The organism is Streptomyces sp. NPDC030838 (assembly GCF_055572035.1).
On the sequence record NZ_JBVIED010000005.1, the window covers coordinates 431011 to 447978 of the forward strand.

The 16968-nt window shown below is 74.0% G+C and carries 13 protein-coding genes; 10 read left to right on the top strand and 3 right to left on the bottom strand.

Going from position 1 to position 16968, the window contains the following annotated elements:
- From ACZ42A_RS17435 to ACZ42A_RS17445, 3 genes are all read left to right on the top strand, one after another.
- Entirely contained in the window at positions 1-2226 is a 2226-nt protein-coding gene (locus ACZ42A_RS17435; protein WP_468528058.1) for a bifunctional glycosyltransferase/CDP-glycerol:glycerophosphate glycerophosphotransferase, read from the top strand.
- Positions 2227-2234: 8 nt separating this feature from the next.
- The gene (locus ACZ42A_RS17440) at positions 2235-3509 is read left to right on the top strand and encodes a hypothetical protein (protein WP_468528104.1); all 1275 of its coding nucleotides are present in this window, start codon (positions 2235-2237) and stop codon (positions 3507-3509) included.
- Between the two features lie 73 nt (positions 3510-3582).
- Complete coding sequence (locus tag ACZ42A_RS17445; protein WP_468528059.1) at positions 3583-5139, top strand: hypothetical protein; 1557 nt, start codon at positions 3583-3585, stop codon at positions 5137-5139.
- A 17-nt stretch (positions 5140-5156) separates the two neighbouring features.
- Here ACZ42A_RS17445 and ACZ42A_RS17450 read toward each other — a convergent pair whose 3' ends face one another.
- Complete coding sequence (locus ACZ42A_RS17450; protein ID WP_468528060.1) at positions 5157-5570, bottom strand: organic hydroperoxide resistance protein; 414 nt, start codon at positions 5568-5570, stop codon at positions 5157-5159.
- 120 nt (positions 5571-5690) lie between these two features.
- Between ACZ42A_RS17450 and ACZ42A_RS17455 the strand changes: the two genes are divergently transcribed.
- Positions 5691-6170: a MarR family winged helix-turn-helix transcriptional regulator gene (locus ACZ42A_RS17455; RefSeq protein ID WP_468528061.1), complete on the top strand. Its 480-nt coding sequence runs from the start codon at positions 5691-5693 to the stop codon at positions 6168-6170.
- A gap of 295 nt (positions 6171-6465) precedes the next feature.
- Here the strand turns inward: ACZ42A_RS17455 and ACZ42A_RS17460 are convergent, their stop codons facing one another.
- On the bottom strand, positions 6466-7989 hold the full coding sequence (locus ACZ42A_RS17460) for a glycosyltransferase family 39 protein (RefSeq protein ID WP_468528062.1): 1524 nt from the start codon (positions 7987-7989) through the stop codon (positions 6466-6468).
- A gap of 224 nt (positions 7990-8213) precedes the next feature.
- Between ACZ42A_RS17460 and galE the strand changes: the two genes are divergently transcribed.
- Together galE and ACZ42A_RS17470 are read left to right on the top strand one after the other, a co-directional pair.
- The gene (galE, locus tag ACZ42A_RS17465) at positions 8214-9194 is read left to right on the top strand and encodes a UDP-glucose 4-epimerase GalE (RefSeq protein ID WP_468528063.1); all 981 of its coding nucleotides are present in this window, start codon (positions 8214-8216) and stop codon (positions 9192-9194) included.
- Between the two features lie 9 nt (positions 9195-9203).
- Positions 9204-10139 carry an ADP-ribosylglycohydrolase family protein gene (locus ACZ42A_RS17470; RefSeq protein WP_468528064.1) on the top strand — a complete coding sequence of 312 codons (936 nt, stop codon included), beginning with the start codon at positions 9204-9206 and terminating at the stop codon, positions 10137-10139.
- Positions 10140-10141: 2 nt separating this feature from the next.
- On the opposite strand, the gene ACZ42A_RS17475 is transcribed toward ACZ42A_RS17470, so the two are convergent.
- A complete protein-coding gene (locus ACZ42A_RS17475; protein WP_468528065.1) occupies positions 10142-10768 on the bottom strand; it encodes a TetR/AcrR family transcriptional regulator in 627 nt (208 codons plus the stop codon).
- 178 nt (positions 10769-10946) lie between these two features.
- Between ACZ42A_RS17475 and ACZ42A_RS17480 the strand changes: the two genes are divergently transcribed.
- The 4 genes from ACZ42A_RS17480 to ACZ42A_RS17495 all read left to right on the top strand — a co-directional run bounded on the left by ACZ42A_RS17480 (position 10947) and on the right by ACZ42A_RS17495 (position 16927).
- Positions 10947-11891, top strand: coding sequence for an ABC transporter permease (locus ACZ42A_RS17480; protein WP_468528066.1), 945 nt, complete (start codon positions 10947-10949; stop codon positions 11889-11891).
- Positions 11866-12885: an ABC transporter ATP-binding protein gene (locus ACZ42A_RS17485; RefSeq protein ID WP_468528105.1), complete on the top strand. Its 1020-nt coding sequence runs from the start codon at positions 11866-11868 to the stop codon at positions 12883-12885. The genes ACZ42A_RS17480 and ACZ42A_RS17485 overlap by 26 nt, the downstream gene beginning before the upstream one ends.
- Before the next feature lie 137 nt (positions 12886-13022).
- Positions 13023-15224, top strand: coding sequence for a CDP-glycerol glycerophosphotransferase family protein (locus ACZ42A_RS17490; RefSeq protein ID WP_468528067.1), 2202 nt, complete (start codon positions 13023-13025; stop codon positions 15222-15224).
- The gene (locus ACZ42A_RS17495; RefSeq protein ID WP_468528068.1) at positions 15221-16927 is read left to right on the top strand and encodes a glycosyltransferase family 2 protein; all 1707 of its coding nucleotides are present in this window, start codon (positions 15221-15223) and stop codon (positions 16925-16927) included. The genes ACZ42A_RS17490 and ACZ42A_RS17495 overlap by 4 nt, the downstream gene beginning before the upstream one ends.
- The last annotated feature ends 41 nt before the right edge of the window (positions 16928-16968 follow it).

Below are 16968 nucleotides of genomic sequence, written 5' to 3' on the forward strand. Positions count from 1 at the left end.
GTGCCCCGCTTCAGCATCATCCTCCCCTGCTTCAAGGTGCAGGGCTTCCTGCGCGAATGCCTCGACTCGGTCCTGGAGCAGTCGTTCGGCGACCTCGAGGTGATCGCCGTCGACGACTGCTCGCCGGACGGCTGCGGCGCGATCCTCGACGAGTACGCGGCCCGCGACCCGCGTGTGAAGGCGCTGCACCTGCCGGAGAACGTCGGCCTCGGCCGGGCCCGCAACGCGGGCATGCCGCACGCCACCGGCGACTACCTGTTCTTCCTCGACAGCGACGACACCCTCACCCCGGGCGCGCTGCGCGCGATGGCCGACCGGCTGGCCGAGACCGGCGACCCGGACGTGCTGATCTTCGACTACGTCCGCACCTACTGGTGGGGCGGCACCCGGCGCAACGTGCTGGCCCCCGTACTGGGCGAGGCGGCCGACGCGGGCACGTTCACCGCCACCGAGCGGCCCGAGGTGCTCGACCTGCTGATGGTCGTGTGGAACAAGATCTACCGCCGGGACTTCGTCGAGCGGCACGGCTTCGCCTTCCCGCCCGGCTACTACGAGGACACGCCGTGGACGTTCCCGGTGCTGCTCAGCGCCGAGCGGATGGCCGCCCTCGACCGGGTCTGCCTGGAGTACCGGCAGCGCCGCCAGGGCAACATCCTGTCCACCACCAGCCGTAAGCACTTCGACATCCACGGGCAGTACGAGCGGGTGTTCGCGTTCGTCGACGCCCATCCGGAGCTGCACTCCTGGCGGGCCTTCCTGCACGCCAAGATGGCCGAGCACTGCCTGGACATCCTCGCCAAGCCGGACCGGCTGCCGCCCGCCGCCAAGGGCGAGTTCTTCCGCCGTACGGCCGAGATGTTCCGCACGTACAAGCCGGAGGGCGCCACGGTCGCCGAGGAGCACCGGGTGCTGGAGGGCGGCTACGCCGCCTATGTGGCCCGGCGGCAGGCGGCGCGGGCCGGGCGGGCGCTGGAGCTGCGGGCCCAACGGGTGCGCGCGGCGGCGGTCGGCCGGGCGCGCCGGGCCCGCACCGCGCTGCTGCGGACGCGCCCCCTGGACCCGCACCTCGCGGTGTACTCGGCGTTCTCGCACCGGGGCGTGCTCGGCGACCCGGCGGCGATCTACCGGGCGGCGCGCGAGATCGCCCCGCACCTGCGCGGGGTGTGGGTGGTCAAGGACGAGGAGACGGCCGCGCTGCTGCCGCCGGACGTGGAGCACGTGCTGCTGGGCTCCGCCGCCTACGACCGGGTCACCGCGCGGGCGACGTACTTCGTCAACAACGTCAACTGGCCGGGCGCGCTGGTCAAACGCCCCGGCACCGTCCACATCCACACCCACCAGGGCACCCCGCTGAAGTACATGGGTGCCGACCTGCTCACCAAGCCCGGCGCCCGGCACGGCTTCGACGTGCCGAAGATGCTGTGGCGCGCCGACCGCTGGGACTACAGCCTGGTCGCGAACCGGCACTCCGAGCTGGTGTGGGAGCGGGCGTTCCCCTGCCACTTCAGCTCGCTGCGCACCGGCAGCCCCCGCAACGACGTGCTGGTGACCGCCGGTCCCGAGGCGGGTGCGCGGGTGCGGACGCGGCTCGGGATCCCCGAGGACCACACGGTCGTGCTGTACGCGCCGACCCGCCGCGAGTACCGGCGCGGCGGGCACGTCGACCGCGTCGACCTGGCCAGGTTCGCCGAGGACCTGGGCGAGGACCACACCCTCGTGGTCCGGCTGCACCCGTCGCTCGCCACGGGCCACGCGCGCGGGATGGGCCTGACGGATCTGCACCGGCGGGGCGTGCTGATCGACGCCACCGACGAGCCGCACGTCGAGGATCTGATGCTCGCCTCCGACGTCCTGGTCACCGACTACTCCGCCCTGATGTTCGACTACGCCAACCTGGACCGGCCGATCGTGATCCACGCCGACGACTGGACGGCGTACGCGGCGAGCCGCGGCGCCTACTTCGACATCACCGCCGATCCGCCGGGCCATGTCGCGCGCTCCTACCGCGAACTGGCGTGGCTGTTCGCCTCGGGAACGTGGCGGGACCAGGACGCGGAGCGGCTGCGGGCCGGGTTCCGGGAGCGGTTCTGCGAGTACGACGACGGGCACGCCGCCGAGCGGGTGGTGCGGACGCTGATGCTGGGCGAGGAGACGTGGACGCCGGAGCCGGTCACGCTGCCGGCCCCGGTCGCCGCCTCCGACCACGACGTGCTCACCGCGTCGTGAAGCTCCGCCTGCGACCGCGCACCTGGGTGCTGCTCCTGGCCGCGGTGTTCGCCCTGTTCCAGCTGGCGAACGTCACCGGCCGGGACACCCCGGACACCAAGAACTACCTGTCGTACGCGCTCAGTCTGCGCGGGGACTCCAAGCGGGAGGCCGCCGCCGCGACCATCGACTACGTGTGCGCGGGGCGGGCCTCGCTGGCCCATCGTGCGCAGAACGTGCACGTGGTCCGCTTCCACCGCCCCGACCCGGCGCCGCGCGTGGAGCGGGAGTGCGGGGCGGACGAGTGGCGGATCGTGGAGCGGCGGCTGAAGGCGGGGCAGACCGGCGGGCACACCGTGCCGTACATGCCGGAGCGGTTCATGCGGATCTTCGAGGCGCGGCCCGGGTATCCGGTGTTCCTGCTGCCGTTCGTGACCGTGTTCGGGGTGGTGTGGGGCCTGTGGGCGGCCAGTGTGGTGATCGCGGTCGCGGGCGGGGTGCTGGTCTTCCTGATCCTGCGGACGCTGCGCGTGCCGCTGCCGCTGTGCCTGACCGGGCAGGGCCTGTACTACGTGCTGCCGGTCGGCACGACCGCCATGCGCCCCATGACCGAGGGCCTGATGCTGGCGCTGACGCTGGCGGCGGTGTGGGGGTGCGCGCTGGTCCTCGGCGGGCGGCGGACGCGGGCCGGGCTCGCGCTGGTCGCTGGGGCGCTCGCGGCGCTGTTCACGGTCAAGCACTCGCAGGCGCTGTTCCTCGGGGTGTGCCTGGCGGCGGCGGGCGCGCTGGTCGCCGTACGGCGGTGGCGGCGGGGCCGGCCGACCGGGCGCGGGGTGCTCGCGGTGGCCGGGACCGGTCTGGCCGCGAGCGTGCTGACGCTGCTGCTGGCGAAGCTGCTCGGGTATCCGTCGACCGAGGACAGCGTGCAGGATCTGCTCACCCACCACTTCGCGCGGCCCGACCGCGCCGACCCCTGGCCGGAGTTCCTCCAGCTCCAGGGGAACTTCTGGATGGAGTGGCTGCGCCGGCAGCTGTGGCAGCCGCTGTTCCTGGCGGCGCTGGCCGCCGGGGCGTGGGGGGCGGCGCGGCGGCCCGCGTTCGGGGTGTTCCTGGCCGCGGCGGCGTTCACCGGGATCCTCACCCAGGCCGGGCATCCGGACATCAACATCTGGGGCGAACGGCTGATCGTGCTGGCCTGGCTGCTGCCGGTGGTGGGGGTGCCGCTGCTGCTGGACGCGGTGCTGCGGCGGCCGGTCGCCCTGCCGGCACAGGGGCACCCCGAACGGACTCACTCGATGCGGTGACGTGAGGTCATGCCGTAGACGTTCTCGGGAACATACGGCAAATGCCTCAGACGCTTACCCCTCACTCGGCTCGATGAGCGCCGGAGTCCTCGTCCGGCGGCCCCCGCGCGGTGCGACGGCGCTGCGCGGCCGGGCCTGGCGGCCCACCCCGTACCAGGTCTTCGGCTTCCTGTTCTGGCTGGTGATGTCGCTGGCGTACTGGCGGGTGCCGCTGTGCTGTGACGCCGGGCAGCACGCGGCGGTCGTCGAACGCCTGAAGGCCGACCTGCTCCACCCGCGCCACCCGACCGCCGACCTGCCGGGTGCGGGCAGCCCCTACTACTCGCCCTACGCCGTCCTCCAGGGCGCCTTCGCCCGGCTGACCGGGCTGAGCGGCTGGGAGGTGGTGCGGCTCTCCGGGCCGGTGAACCTGCTGGTGCTGCTGACCGGCCTGAACCGCTTCGTGCGGATGCTGACGCCCCGGCCGTGGGCGCCGGTGCTGGCGCTGGCCGCGATGACGCTGCTCTGGGGTGTCGAGCGGGCCTGGTGGAGCGGCTGGCTCTCGCTGATCTCGATGACCGGCACGCTGCCCTACCCGTCGGCGTTCGCGATCGGACTCGCCTTCTGGGCGTGGGCCTGGACGGGGGCGCGGGCACGGGACGGCCGGCCGGTGCGGTTCGTGGGGCCGAACGGGCTGCCGAGCCTGACCGGTTACGCGGGGCTGGGCGCGGTGTACGGGCTGATCCTGCTGGTGCACCCGATCACCTCGGTGGCGGCGGTGCTGGGCGGGCTGGCGCTGGTGCTGGGGTGGCAGCGCGGGTGGACCGTCCCCGTGGCCGGCCGGTGGGCGCTGACCGGGGGCGTGGCGCTGCTGGTCGGTGCCGCCTGGCCGTACTTCGACGTCTTCGCGCTGAGCGGCGACACCAGCGTCGACGCCATGCACCGGCGGCTGTATCGCGACCTCGGTGGCCAGTTCGGGCTGGCGCTGATCGGGCTGCCCGCGCTGTGGCTGCGGGCGCGGCGCGCGTCCTGGCGGGACCCGCTGGTGCTGATGTTCGCACTGGAGGCGGCGGTGGTGGCGTACGGCTGGTTCAGCGGCCACTACACCTACGGGCGGATCCTCGGCCTCACCCTGGTGCCGCTGCAGTTCGCGCTCGCCGTCGAGCTGGCGGCGCCCCGGCCCTGGCCGGTGTGGCGGCGGATCCTGGGGGCGGGGGCGGCGGTCGCGGCCTGCGCGGCGTTCCTCTCCGTGCACGCGGGGGCGGTGGTGCCGCGGTCGCTGGATCCGGTCGGCTTCGAACAGCCGCCGCGCTGGCCGTCGTACGACTGGGCCGCCGAGTACATCAAGCCGGGCGAGGTGGTGATCACCGACGGCTACTACGCCGTGCACGCCATCGCCGGGCACGGCCCGAACCTGGCCGCGCCGACCTGGCCGGACGCGGCGCTGGACGAGACCGAGCGCCGGCGGCGGGTCGCCGACATGTGGGCCTATCTCGACCCGGCGGCGACCCGCGCCGAGCGCACCGCCATCGCCCGCCGCCACCAGGTGCGCTGGCTGCTGCTGACGCGCTGGCGCGAGGTGCCCGAGGAGGCGGTCGTGGTGGCGTGGAGCCGGCGGACGGGGGAGGTGCTGGCGCGGCTTCCCGAGTGAGGGGTCCGCGCGGGGGGTTACTCGATGACGAGGTCGACCGGGACGTTGCCGCGGGTGGCGTTGGAGTACGGGCACACCTGGTGGGCCTGCTCGACCAGCTTGCGGCCGGTCGCCTCGTCCACGGTGTCGGGCAGCTCGACGCGCAGCGTGACGGCGAGCGCGAAGCCCTCGCCCTGCTTGCCGATGCCGACCTCGGCGGTGACGGCGGCGTCGGAGACGTCGACCTTGGCCTGGCGGCCGACGAGGCCGAGGGCGCTGCCGAAGCAGGCGGCGTAACCGGCGGCGAAGAGCTGCTCGGGGTTCGTGCCCTGGCCGTTGCCGCCGAGCTGCACCGGCATGGCCAGCGGCAGGTCCAGCGTGCCGTCGGAGGAGACGGCGCGGCCCTCGCGGCCGTGGGTGGCGGTGGCGACAGCGGTGTAGAGCGCGTCCATGGGAAACCATCCCTCTCGGGTCGGGGAGCGGCGGTTCGGTCCGGCCGCCGTACGACCAGAAGTACAGCACACAATTCAGTTGTGCACAACTAAATGGCTCGCAAGAGCTACTCTGGATCCATGACCAGCACGCCCGCGGACGACTGGCTCCGCCTCGACCGCCAGATCTGCTTCTCGCTGCACGCCGCCTCGCGCGCCTTCAACGGCGTCTACCGGGTGATCCTCAAGGACCTCGGGCTGACCTACCCCCAGTACCTGGTGATGCTGGTGCTCTGGGAGGACGGCGACCAGCCGGTGAAGCGGCTCGGCGAGCGGCTTCGGCTCGACTCCGGCACCCTCTCCCCGCTGCTCAAGCGGCTGGAGGCGGCCGGCCTGGTACGCCGCGAGCGCAGCGCACGCGACGAGCGCTCGGTCGAGGTCCGGCTCACCGAGGAGGGCACCGCCCTGCGCGAACGGGCGGTGGAGGTACCGCGCCGGATCGTCGCCGCGACCGGCTCCGACGTCGACGAGATCCGCGCCCTCCGCGACCGCCTCGACCAGCTCACCAGCGCACTGGACGCGGCGGTGGCCACGGAGACGGCGGAGACGGCGGCGCGCTAGGCGCGGGGCGGGGGCCGCGAGGCGGGAGGCCGGTGGTCGGTCCGGCGGGGACGGCGGCGCGCTAGGCGCGGGCCGCGAGGCGGAAGGCCAGTGGTCGGTCCCGCGGGGACGGCGGCGCGCTGGGCGCGGGCCGCGAGGCGGAAGGCCAGTGGTCGGTCCCGCGGGGACGGCGGCGCGCTGGGCGCGGGCCGCGAGGCGGAAGGCCGGCGGCCGGTCCGGCGGGGACGGCGGCGCGCTGGGCGCAGGCCACCGTGGGGACGGTGGCGTGCCAGACGCTGGGCGCGGAGGTCGGTGGTCAGGCGCGCGGGGATGGCGGTGCGTCAGGGCCCGTACGGCGGACGTAGAGGCGTACGGTCACTCCGCCGCGTACGTGCTGCGCGCGCGGTACGAACTGTTCGGCGACGACCGTGAGCTTCGTCCGCTCCACCGGATTGCGCGGCCGCCAGCGCGAGCCCAGGGCGTACGGCTCGGCCACCACCCAGACCCGGTCCACCCCGGCCAGCCTGCGCCGCAGCTCCGGCGCGCCCAGCTCCCGGCCGTACAGCGTCCCCGACTGCGGCCCGGGCACCGCGAGCGCCAGGTCCCATGCCCGCCGGAACCCCTTCGGATAGGCCACCGCGGCCCGCCGGCCGATGGACGGCAGGAACAGCACCGGGTCCCCGGGGCGCAGCTCGCGGGCGGCGACGGCGGCGACCGCGGCCAGGTTGTCGGCGCGCTGGGCGGGCGTGCGGTGCTGGCGGTGCAGCGGGAGCTGGTGGACGAAGACAAGGGCGACGGCCAGCACACCGGCGAGGGTTCCCGCCAGGGGCCGCCGCGGCAGGGCGCTCAGCACCCGGTCCGCGCCCGCCGCCGCCAGCAGCGGTGCCCCCGCGAGGGCGTACAGCACGTACCGGTCGTCGTACATCGGCCGCAGCTGCGAGACGGCGATCAGCGCGGCGGGCGGCGTGACCATCAGCGGCAGCGCCACCCGTACCAGCGGCGACCGGCGGACCCCCGTCACCGCGACGGCGACGAGGGCGACGTACGTCCAGAAGACCGGGCCGGACGACCCCGCGAACGCCCGCAGCAGCCGCTCGGCGGTCCCCCACCGGGGCACCGGGAGCCAGGCCACCTGCGCCGCCTGCCCCTGCGAGACCAGCACCAGCGGGGCCAGCACCAGCAGCGCCGCGCCCGCCGCGGCGGCCCACCCGCGCCACACCCGGCCCGGCACCCGCGCGAGCGCCAGCGTCACCGCGTGGGCGAGCAGCAGCAGCGCGGCGAGGACGTGCAGCAGACAGGTGCCGGCGACGACGGCCCCGTACGCCGCCCAGGCCCGCCACGACGGCCCCGCCATCCCCCGCGCCAGCAGCAGCGTCGCCCCGGCGGCCCCGGCAGCGACCAGGGCGTAGGAGCGGCCCTCCTGGGCGTAGTGACCGGCGATCGGCGTGACCGCGTACAGCAGCCCCGCCCACAGACCCACGCGCGGCCCGGCCAGCCGGACGCCGAGGGCCGCGACCAGACCGGCGGTGGCGGCAGCCGCGCAGACCGAGGGCAGGCGCAGGGCGACCTCGTCGGGGCGGACCGCGAGAACGGGGTGCAGGAGGAGGTAGTACAGGGCGTGCACCGCGTCCACGTGCTGCACCAGCCGCCAGATCTGCGGCACCGAGCGCCGCGCGACCTGGAAGCTGACGGCCTCGTCCCGCCACATCCCGCCCCGGTCGAGCCCCCAGAGGCCGACGGCGAGCATGACAGCCGCGGGGACGGCCACGGCGACGAGGCGGGCGGGGCGAGCGGGTCGTGACGGCTTGGTCCTGGTCTCGGCGCGCAGCAGCACGGGCACGATGTTGTGCTATTAACAGCTCATTCGCGGTGATTGACGGCACATCAGGTTGTTCATCGCATTCGTCCGGCGCACGATCCACCACCCCTTGGCCGCCGCCCCGTCCTTCATCCGGCTACGGCGCGTCACGCCCACGTCACACAGCGGCCCTTCGCCTGCTTCACTGTGTGCCCAGCACACCGACCGGGCCCCGCGGGGGCCGACTGACGAGGGGACGGCCGCACATGACCTGGCTGATCACCGGCGGCGCCGGATACATCGGGGCGCACGTGGTACGCGCGATGACCGAGGCGGGCGAGCGGGCCGTGGTCTACGACGACCTGTCCACGGGGATCGCCGAACGGGTGCCGGAGCACGTGCCGCTGGAGGTGGGCTCGACCCTGGACCGGGAGCGGCTGAGCCGGGTGCTCGCCGGGCACGGGATCGACGGGGTCGTGCATCTGGCGGCGAAGAAGCAGGTCGGCGAGTCCATGGACCTGCCACTGCACTACTACCGGGAGAACGTGGAGGGCCTGCGCGTCCTGCTGGAGGCGGTCACCGCGGCGGGGGTGCCGTCCTTCGTGTTCTCCTCCTCGGCGGCCGTGTACGGGATGCCGGACGTGGACCTGGTCACCGAGGAGACGCCGTGCGTGCCGATGTCGCCGTACGGCGAGACCAAGCTGGCCGGTGAGTGGCTGGTCCGGGCGACGGGCCGGGCGACCGGCCTGTCCACCGCCTCCCTGCGCTACTTCAACGTGGCGGGCGCGGCCGCCCCCGAACTGGCCGACGCCGGCGTCTTCAACCTCATCCCGATGGTCTTCGAGAAGCTGACCGAGGGCGCGCCTCCGCGCGTTTTCGGCGACGACTACCCGACGCCGGACGGCACCTGCGTACGGGACTACATCCACGTCGTCGACCTCGCGGAGGCCCATGTGGCGGCGGCCCGCGCGCTGGAGGCGTCCCCCGGCCGCGACCTCACCCTCAACATCGGGCGCGGCGAGGGCGTCTCCGTGCGGGAGATGATCGACCGGATCAACGCGATCACCGGCTACGACCGCCCGCCGACGGTCACTCCCCGCCGCCCCGGCGACCCGGCCCGCGTCGTCGCGTCCGCCGAGCGCATCGCCACCGAGCTGGGCTGGAAGGCCAAGCACGACGTCCAGGACATGATCACGTCCGCGTGGGAGGGCTGGGTGCGGCTGCACCCGGGGGCGGCGCGGGACTAACCTGCGCGGATGTCCCCTTCTCGCCTCGACCGCGCGGTGGGCGCCGTTCTCGGCTCCGCCGTCGGCGACGCCCTCGGCGCCCCTTTCGAGTTCGGCCCCGAGGGGGCCTTCACCGCCCGCTTCCCGCATCCGGGACGGGGCGGGGAGATGTGCGGAGGCGGCGGCTGGGAGCCGGGCGAGGCGACCGACGACACGCAGATGGCCGTCCTGGTCGGCGAGTCCCTCCTGGAGCGGGGCGGGCTCGACCTGCCCGACGTCTTCCGGCGCTTCCAGCGCTGGGCGGCGGCCGAGCCGAAGGACATCGGGCTGCAGACGGAGGCGGTACTGGGCGGCGGCGACGGCTGGGACACGGCCGCCGCGCTGCACTTCCAGGTCAACCAGCGCGCGGCGGGCAACGGGGCCCTGATGCGGGCGGCGACCTCCGCGGTGTACTTCGCCGGCCTCGGCCGGGACGCCACCATGGACGCCGCCCGCCGCCTGGCCGCCCTCACCCATGGCGACCGGGCCGCCTGGGAGGGCACCGCCGTCTTCCACGAGCTGGTGCGGACCGCGCTCGCCGGGGGCGATCCGCCGGCCGTCCTGCCGGAGACGCTGGCGGCCGTCCACCCCGACCACCGCGCGCGCTACGCCGTCGTCCTCGACCCCGGCTGGCACCCCGACCTGGCGACCGAGTTCAACGGGGCGGTCTGGCCCTGCCTCGGCTCGGCCGTCTGGGCCGTCCGCACCACTTCCTCCTACGAGGACGCCGTCCGCGCGGCCGTCGACCTCGGTGGCGACACGGACACCGTCGCCGCGGTCACCGGCGGGCTGGCGGGGGCGGTGTACGGAGCCGACGCGATACCCGAGCGGTGGACCGAGTCCTTGCACGTGCCGCTGCCCGGCTTCGGGGAACGGGTGCTGCGGGCGGGCGAGTTGAGGGAGCTGGCGCGGCGGCTGACCGGCTGATGTCAGAGGGCCTTCAGGGCTTCGGCGGTCGCGTGGGACAGCGCGGCCAGGTATCCCTTCGGCAGCTTCGGGCTGCGGATCACCACCGAGCGCCAGTAGAGCGGGCCGGAGATCAGGTCGAGCGCCAGCTCGCCGTCGATGCCCCGGCGGACCTCGCCGCGCCGCTCCGCCGCCGCCACGATCTTCAGCGCGACGCCCTCCTGCCCGTCCCGCAGCGCCTTCTGCATCGCCTCGGCGATCTCCGGGTTGCGGGCCGCCTCGGCCTGCAGGTCGGGAATGATCTGCGAGGCGATGGGGTGCCGCAGGGCGCGGGACGTCACCTCGTACAGCAGCCGCAGATCGGACTCCAGCGAGCCGGTGTCCGGCGCCGGCAGGCCCTGCACGGCGATGGCCGAGACGACGTCGAGCACCAGGTGCAGCTTGGAGCGCCAGCGGCGGTAGACGGCGGTCTTGCCGACGCCCGCGCGGCGGGCGATGCCCTCGATCGACATCCGCGCGTAGCCGACGGCCGCCAGTTCCTCGAAGACGGCCGCGCGGATGGCCTCCGTCACGTCCTCGCGGAGCACCGCCGCGCCTGCGGGGGTACGGCGGCGCGGACGCGGCTGGGGGCCGTCGGCGTTCGTCGTCATGCGGACAGCATAGGGCGTTGCGACGAAACGGTTGCGTTCCGACGCGGGACGCCACGACGAAACGGTTGCGTTCCGACGCTCGACGTCCTACGCTCGCGTTGCGACGATACGGTGCCGTCCCGACGTAACCCGGCCGCTCGCGCCCACCCCCCTCCCCCCCCGACCGAAAGCAGCGGATGTGAGCCAGGTCCTCGACACACCGCCCCCGACGACCGCCCGGACCACCACCCCAGCCCCGGCCGGCGACGATCTCGCCGACCTCGCGGCCCTCGCCGCCCGCCACGGCCTCACGGTCAGCGGCGCCCGCCCGTCCCTGCCGCGGTACATCCGGCAGCTGTGGGCGCGCCGCCACTTCATCGCCGCGTTCTCCACGGCGAAGCTCACCGCCCAGTACAGCCAGGCGAAGCTCGGCCAGGTCTGGCAGGTCATGACCCCGCTGCTGAACGCGGCGGTCTACTACCTGATCTTCGGCGTGCTGCTGCAGACCAAGAACGGCGTGCCGGACTACGTTCCGTTCCTGGTCACGGGCGTGTTCATCTGGACCTTCACGCAGAGTTCGATCCTGGCGGGCACCCGCGCGATCTCCGGCAACCTCGGCCTGGTGCGGGCCCTGCACTTCCCGCGGGCCGCGCTGCCCATCTCGTTCTGCCTCCAGCAGCTCCAGCAGCTGCTGTTCTCGATGTCGGCCCTGATCGTGATCCTGCTCGCCTTCGGCGTGCCGCCCGCCGCGTCCTGGGCACTGGCGGTCCCGGCGCTGATCCTGCAGTTCACGTTCAACGCGGGCGTCTCGATGGCCATGGCCCGGCTGGGGGCGAAGACGCCGGACCTCGCGCAGCTGATGCCGTTCGTGCTGCGGACCTGGATGTACGCCTCCGGCGTGATGTTCAGCATCGACCACATCCTGCGCAAGCACACCGACCTGCCGGGCTGGGTGGGGACGCTGCTCCAGGCCAACCCGGCCGCCGTCTACATCGACCTGATGCGCTTCGCGCTCATCGACAGCTTCCACGCGAGCCAGCTGCCACCCCACGTGTGGATGCTCGCGACGGGCTGGGCCCTGCTCGCCGGCGTCGGAGGCTTCATCTACTTCTGGAAGGCTGAGGAGACGTACGGCCGTGGCTGAGCAGACCCCCGAGAACCCCGAGAAGATCCCCACGGTCATCGCCGACCACGTCGACATCGTCTACCGCGTCAACGGCACCGGCGCCGGCCGCGGCTCCGCGACCGCCGCCCTCAACCGCATCCTGCGCCGCAAGCAGACCGAGAAGGCGTCCGGGGTCCGCCGGGTGCACGCGGTCCGGGACGTGTCCTTCGTGGCGTACAAGGGCGAGGCGATCGGCCTGATCGGCACCAACGGCTCCGGCAAGTCGACCCTGCTGAAGGCGGTCGCCGGGCTGCTCCCGGTGGAGAACGGCCGGATCTACACGGGCGGCCAGCCGTCCCTCCTCGGCGTCAACGCGGCGCTGATGAACGACCTGACCGGCGAGCGCAACGTCCACCTCGGCGGGCTGGCGATGGGCATGTCCCGCGAGCAGGTCAAGGAGCGCTACCAGGAGATCGTCGACTTCTCCGGCATCAACGAGAAGGGCGACTTCATCACCCTGCCGATGCGCACCTACTCCTCCGGCATGGCCGCCCGGCTGCGGTTCTCCATCGCCGCCGCCAAGGACCACGACGTGCTGCTCATCGACGAGGCGCTGGCCACCGGCGACCGCTCCTTCCAGAAGCGCTCCGAGGCCCGCATCCGCGAGCTGCGCAAGCACGCGGGCACGGTCTTCCTGGTCAGCCACAACAACAAGTCCATCCGCGACACCTGCGACCGGGTGCTGTGGCTGGAGCGCGGCGAGTTGCGGATGGACGGGCCGACGGAGGACGTCCTGAAGGAGTACGAGGCGTTCACCGGCGACAAGACGGCCAGGCCCAAGCCGAAGCCCAAGCCCAAGCCGGCAGCAGCCACGGCCCCGAAGCCCGAGCCGGCCACCGCTCCGAAGCCCGAGCTCAAGCCGGACGCGGCCGCCGCCCAAAAGCCCGACCCCAAGCCGGCCACAGCCGCCCCGAAGCCCGACCCCAAACCGGCCACGGCCGCCGAAGGCGCGCAGGCCGCCGTCGCCTCCTGAGCCCCGCCCCGCCCGGCGCCCACCCGCCCCGCGTCCCGACCGGCTCAACTCGGCTTAACCCTTTCACCGCTTTGGTGCCACGATGACCGAATAGGCCATGCCGCGTGAGGCACCCGAACGTGTGAAGGGAGTCCGCCGTGCCACCAGAGCTCAGCATCGTCGTCCACGGCCCGAACACCCAGGGCCATCTGACCGGCCTTCTCACCTCCCTGGCCGCCGACCCGGCCCCGGACACCGAGGTGATCGTGGTCGCGGTCGGCGACTGGGCCCGGGAGGCGGCCCGCGAACACGACCCGGGCGCGGTGCTGCTCCCGCTGCCGGACGGGACCGGGGACGCCGCGGCCCGCGCGGCGGGAGCGGCGCGGGCGTCCGGACGGTGGCTGCACTTCGTGCACGCCAAGGACGGCCTCCCCGCGGGCGCCCCGGCCCTGCTGGCCGCCCGCGCCGCCGAACTCCCGGACACGGTGGACGTACTCCTGTTCGACCACGTCCGCACCACCTGGAAGACCTCCGGCGCGCCCTCCTACGACAGCCGTCTGCTGGCCCGCGCGGGCCGCGCCGAGATCACCCTCGACGACCGGCCCGCCCTGCTGCGGCTGACCCCGATGCTCGGCAACCGCCTCATACGCGCGGAGCACTGGCGCGCCCACGCCGACGCCCTCGGCACCGACGACGAGGCGCTCGCCGCCCACACCGCCCTGCTCACCGCCGCGCGGATCGCCTGCTCCCACCACCCCGGCTTCGAACACCGGGAACTGCGCCGGGAAAGCCTCCCCCCGCGCACCCTGGACGACCACCTCGCCGTCCTCGACCGCTACGAGGCCCTGCTGGAGGCCACCCGGACGCGCACGCCGCCCCACGCGGTGCTGTACCAGCTGATGATCCGGGACAGCCTGCGCACCTTCGTCCGCGCGGGCATGCCGGAGGACGACGCCCGGGTCTTCTTCCACCGCGCCTCCGAGGCGGCCCGCCGGTGGCGGCCCAGGGGCCTGCGCCATCCGGCCGGGCCGGAGGGCCTGCGCCGCGCCCTCCTCGAAGAGGACGGCTACGCCCGCTACCGCGCCCTCCAGACCGCCAACCACGCCCGCCGGGCCGCGAAATCGGCCCTCCGCGCGGGCAAACGCCGGCTCGGCACGCAGGTGCGCACCCTCCAGTACCGCAGGTCGCTGGGCCGCCCGGTCGATCCCAACCTGGCGGTCTTCTCGGCGTACTGGAACCGCGGCGTCTCCTGCAATCCCGCCGCCATCGCCGCCAAGCTCGCCGAACTCGCCCCGCAGATCCACCCGGTGTGGATCGTCGCCCCGGGCCGTGTGGGCCTGCTGCCGCCCGGCACCGACCATGTCGTGCCCGGCAGCCGCCGCTACTGGGAGGTGCTGGGCCGCGCGAAGTTCCTGGTCAACAACGTCAACTTCGCCAACGCGGTGGTGAAACGCCCGGACGCGGTGCACGTCCAGACCCATCACGGCACCCCGCTCAAGCGCATGGGCATCGACCAGATGAGCTATCCGGCCGCCGCCCAGGGCATGGACTTCGCCGCCCTGCTGGCCCGTATCGACAAGTGGGACTACAGCGTCTCCGCCAACAGCCACACCACCCGTATGTGGGAACGCGCCTACCCGTCCCGGTTCGTCTCCCTGGACCACGGCTATCCGCGCAACGACGTCTACTACACCGCGACCGCCGCCGACATCGCCGTGATCCGCGCCCGCCTCGGCATCGCCCCCGGCCGGCGCGCGATCCTCTACGCCCCCACCCACCGCGACTACGAGGCCGGCTGGACCCCGCGCGTGGACCTCGCCGCGCTCGCCGACCGGCTCGGCGAGGACACGGTGCTGCTGGTGCGCGCCCACTACTTCCACGCCGGCACGGCGTCGGCCCTCACCGGGCTGCGCCGCGCGGGCCGCGTCCTCGACGTCTCCGTCTACGAGCCGGTCGAGGAGCTGTGCCTGGCCGCCGACGCGCTGGTCACGGACTACTCGTCGATCATGTTCGACTACGCCAACCTGGACCGCCCGATCGTCATCCACGCCGACGACTGGGAGACGTACGTGGCCACCCGCGGCGTCTACTTCGACCTGATGGCCGAGGCCCCCGGCCCGGTGGCCCGCACCCAGGGCGAACTCGCCGACCTCCTCACCTCGGAGGCCTGGCGCGACGACGACGCGGCCAAGGCCCGGTCGGTGTTCCGGCACCGGTTCTGCGAGTTCGACGACGGCCGCGCCGCCGAACGGGTCGTACGCCGGGTCTTCCTGGGCGAGCCGGAGGAGGCCCTCCCCCCGATCATCCCCGTCGACGAGCGCGTCCCCGCGCCCACCCCGCAGGAGGCGACCGCGTCATGACCCCGACCCCGGAAGCCCCGAGGGCCGCGCAGGCCCCCGAAGCACCCGATGCCACCGTCGTGGTGATCGTCTACAACGACGCCGAACGCCTCCCCCGCGCGGTGGCCTCCGTGCGCCGCCAGACCCACGCCGACATCGAGATCGTCATCAGCGACGACCACTCCACCGACGCCACCCCCGAGGTGGCCCGCCGGCTGGCCGCCGAGGACCCGCGGATCCTCCATCTGCGCCTGGACGAGAACAGCGGCGGGTGCAGCGTGCCGCGCAACCGGGCGCTGGAGATCGCCCGCGCGCCGTACGTGATGTTCCTCGACAGCGACGACGAGCTGCCACCGCACGCGGTCGAGTTGCTGCTGGCCGCCCACCGCGACCAGGACGTCGACTTCGTGATGGGCGCGGTGGAGCGGGTCCGCGCGGACACCGGGAACCGCGCGCGGTGGATGCCGGACCTGGTCGGCGAGCGCCGTACCGTGCACGGCATCGACGCCGAACCGCGGCTGTTCTTCGAGCACCTGGCGACCAGCAAGATGTACGCCCGCGCCTTCCTCGACCGCCACGGACTGCGCTTCCCGGAGGGCATCCACTACGAGGACCAGCTGTTCTCCGCGCAGGCCTACTGTCTGGCCCGCGCCTTCACCGTCATCCCGGAGACGGTCTACCGCTGGTACATCGCCCCGCACGCCTCCGCCGACACCGCCTCCATCTCCAACCAGCGGCACCGGCTCGACAACGTGCGCGACCGGGTGCACGTCCAGCGGCTCGTCGACGCTTTCCTGGACGAGAGCGGGCACGGCGCGCTGCACGAGGAGAAGGACTACAAGTTCCTCAAGCACGACTTCCGGATGTACGCCGGCGACCTGCCGTACCGCGACGAGGAGTGGCTGGGGGAGTTCGCGGAGATCGTCAACCCGTATCTCGCGACGCTCACGCCGGGCGCGTACGCCCGTCTCCCGCGCCCCGAGCGCATCGTGCTCCAGCTGGTGCGCGACCTGCGCCTGGCGGACGCGCGGCTCGCCGCGCGCGGCCTGGGGTACGCGGTCGGCCCGCGCGCCGTCGTCACGGACGAGGACGGTCGTACGTACTGGGGCGACCGCCTCCCGGACACCGACGAGGCGCGCCGCGAGCTGGACCTGTCCGAGCTGGCCCCGGACACCTGCCCCCTCCCGTACGCCCTGCTCCGGCACGAGGTCACCGAGATCGTGCCCGGCCCCGGCGCCTCCGTGGACCTCGCGATCCGCACGTACGACCCCGCGCTGCGCCTCCCGGTGGGCCCGCAGGCCGCCACCCTGCTGCTCTCCCCCGGGCGCCGGCGCATGGCCGTGCCGTTCCGGCTGTCACCGGTGGGCCCGGGCGTCTACGAGGGCCATGTCCACGTCGACCTGGCCGCCGCCCCGGTCCCGCTGCACGGCTTCGACGGCGCCCGCCATCCCGTGCTGCGCCTGGAGCACCAGGGGCAGCACCACCGGGGCGTCCTGCTGGCCCCGGAGACCGCCTTCGCCCCGCTGACCGCCCGCGTGGAGTACCACTCCGGTGCCGCCCCGCACCAGGTCACCGTCGAACCGGAGGAGCGCGGCACGGGCCGGCTCCAGGTCCGCTGGCGCCCGGCGGGCGTGACCGCGCGGGTGGTGCGCCCGCTGGTACGGCGCGTGGCCCGGCCCCGGGTGCGCCGGGCGGCGCGCCTGCTGGCGAGCGCGCTGCGCTGAGCGCCGCCGTACAACGGGGAGCGCCCCGGACCATCGGGCCC

Excerpts from the sequence above, each read along its gene's own strand:
- ACZ42A_RS17495 (WP_468528068.1), top strand. The coding sequence starts at position 15,221 with ATGACCCCGACCCCGGAAGCCCCGAGGGCCGCGCAGGCCCCCGAAGCA.
- ACZ42A_RS17445 (WP_468528059.1), top strand. The coding sequence starts at position 3,583 with ATGAGCGCCGGAGTCCTCGTCCGGCGGCCCCCGCGCGGTGCGACGGCG.
- ACZ42A_RS17475 (WP_468528065.1), bottom strand. The coding sequence starts at position 10,768 with ATGACGACGAACGCCGACGGCCCCCAGCCGCGTCCGCGCCGCCGTACC.
- galE (WP_468528063.1), top strand. The coding sequence starts at position 8,214 with ATGACCTGGCTGATCACCGGCGGCGCCGGATACATCGGGGCGCACGTG.
- ACZ42A_RS17470 (WP_468528064.1), top strand. The coding sequence starts at position 9,204 with ATGTCCCCTTCTCGCCTCGACCGCGCGGTGGGCGCCGTTCTCGGCTCC.
- ACZ42A_RS17450 (WP_468528060.1), bottom strand. The coding sequence starts at position 5,570 with ATGGACGCGCTCTACACCGCTGTCGCCACCGCCACCCACGGCCGCGAG.
- ACZ42A_RS17455 (WP_468528061.1), top strand. The coding sequence starts at position 5,691 with ATGACCAGCACGCCCGCGGACGACTGGCTCCGCCTCGACCGCCAGATC.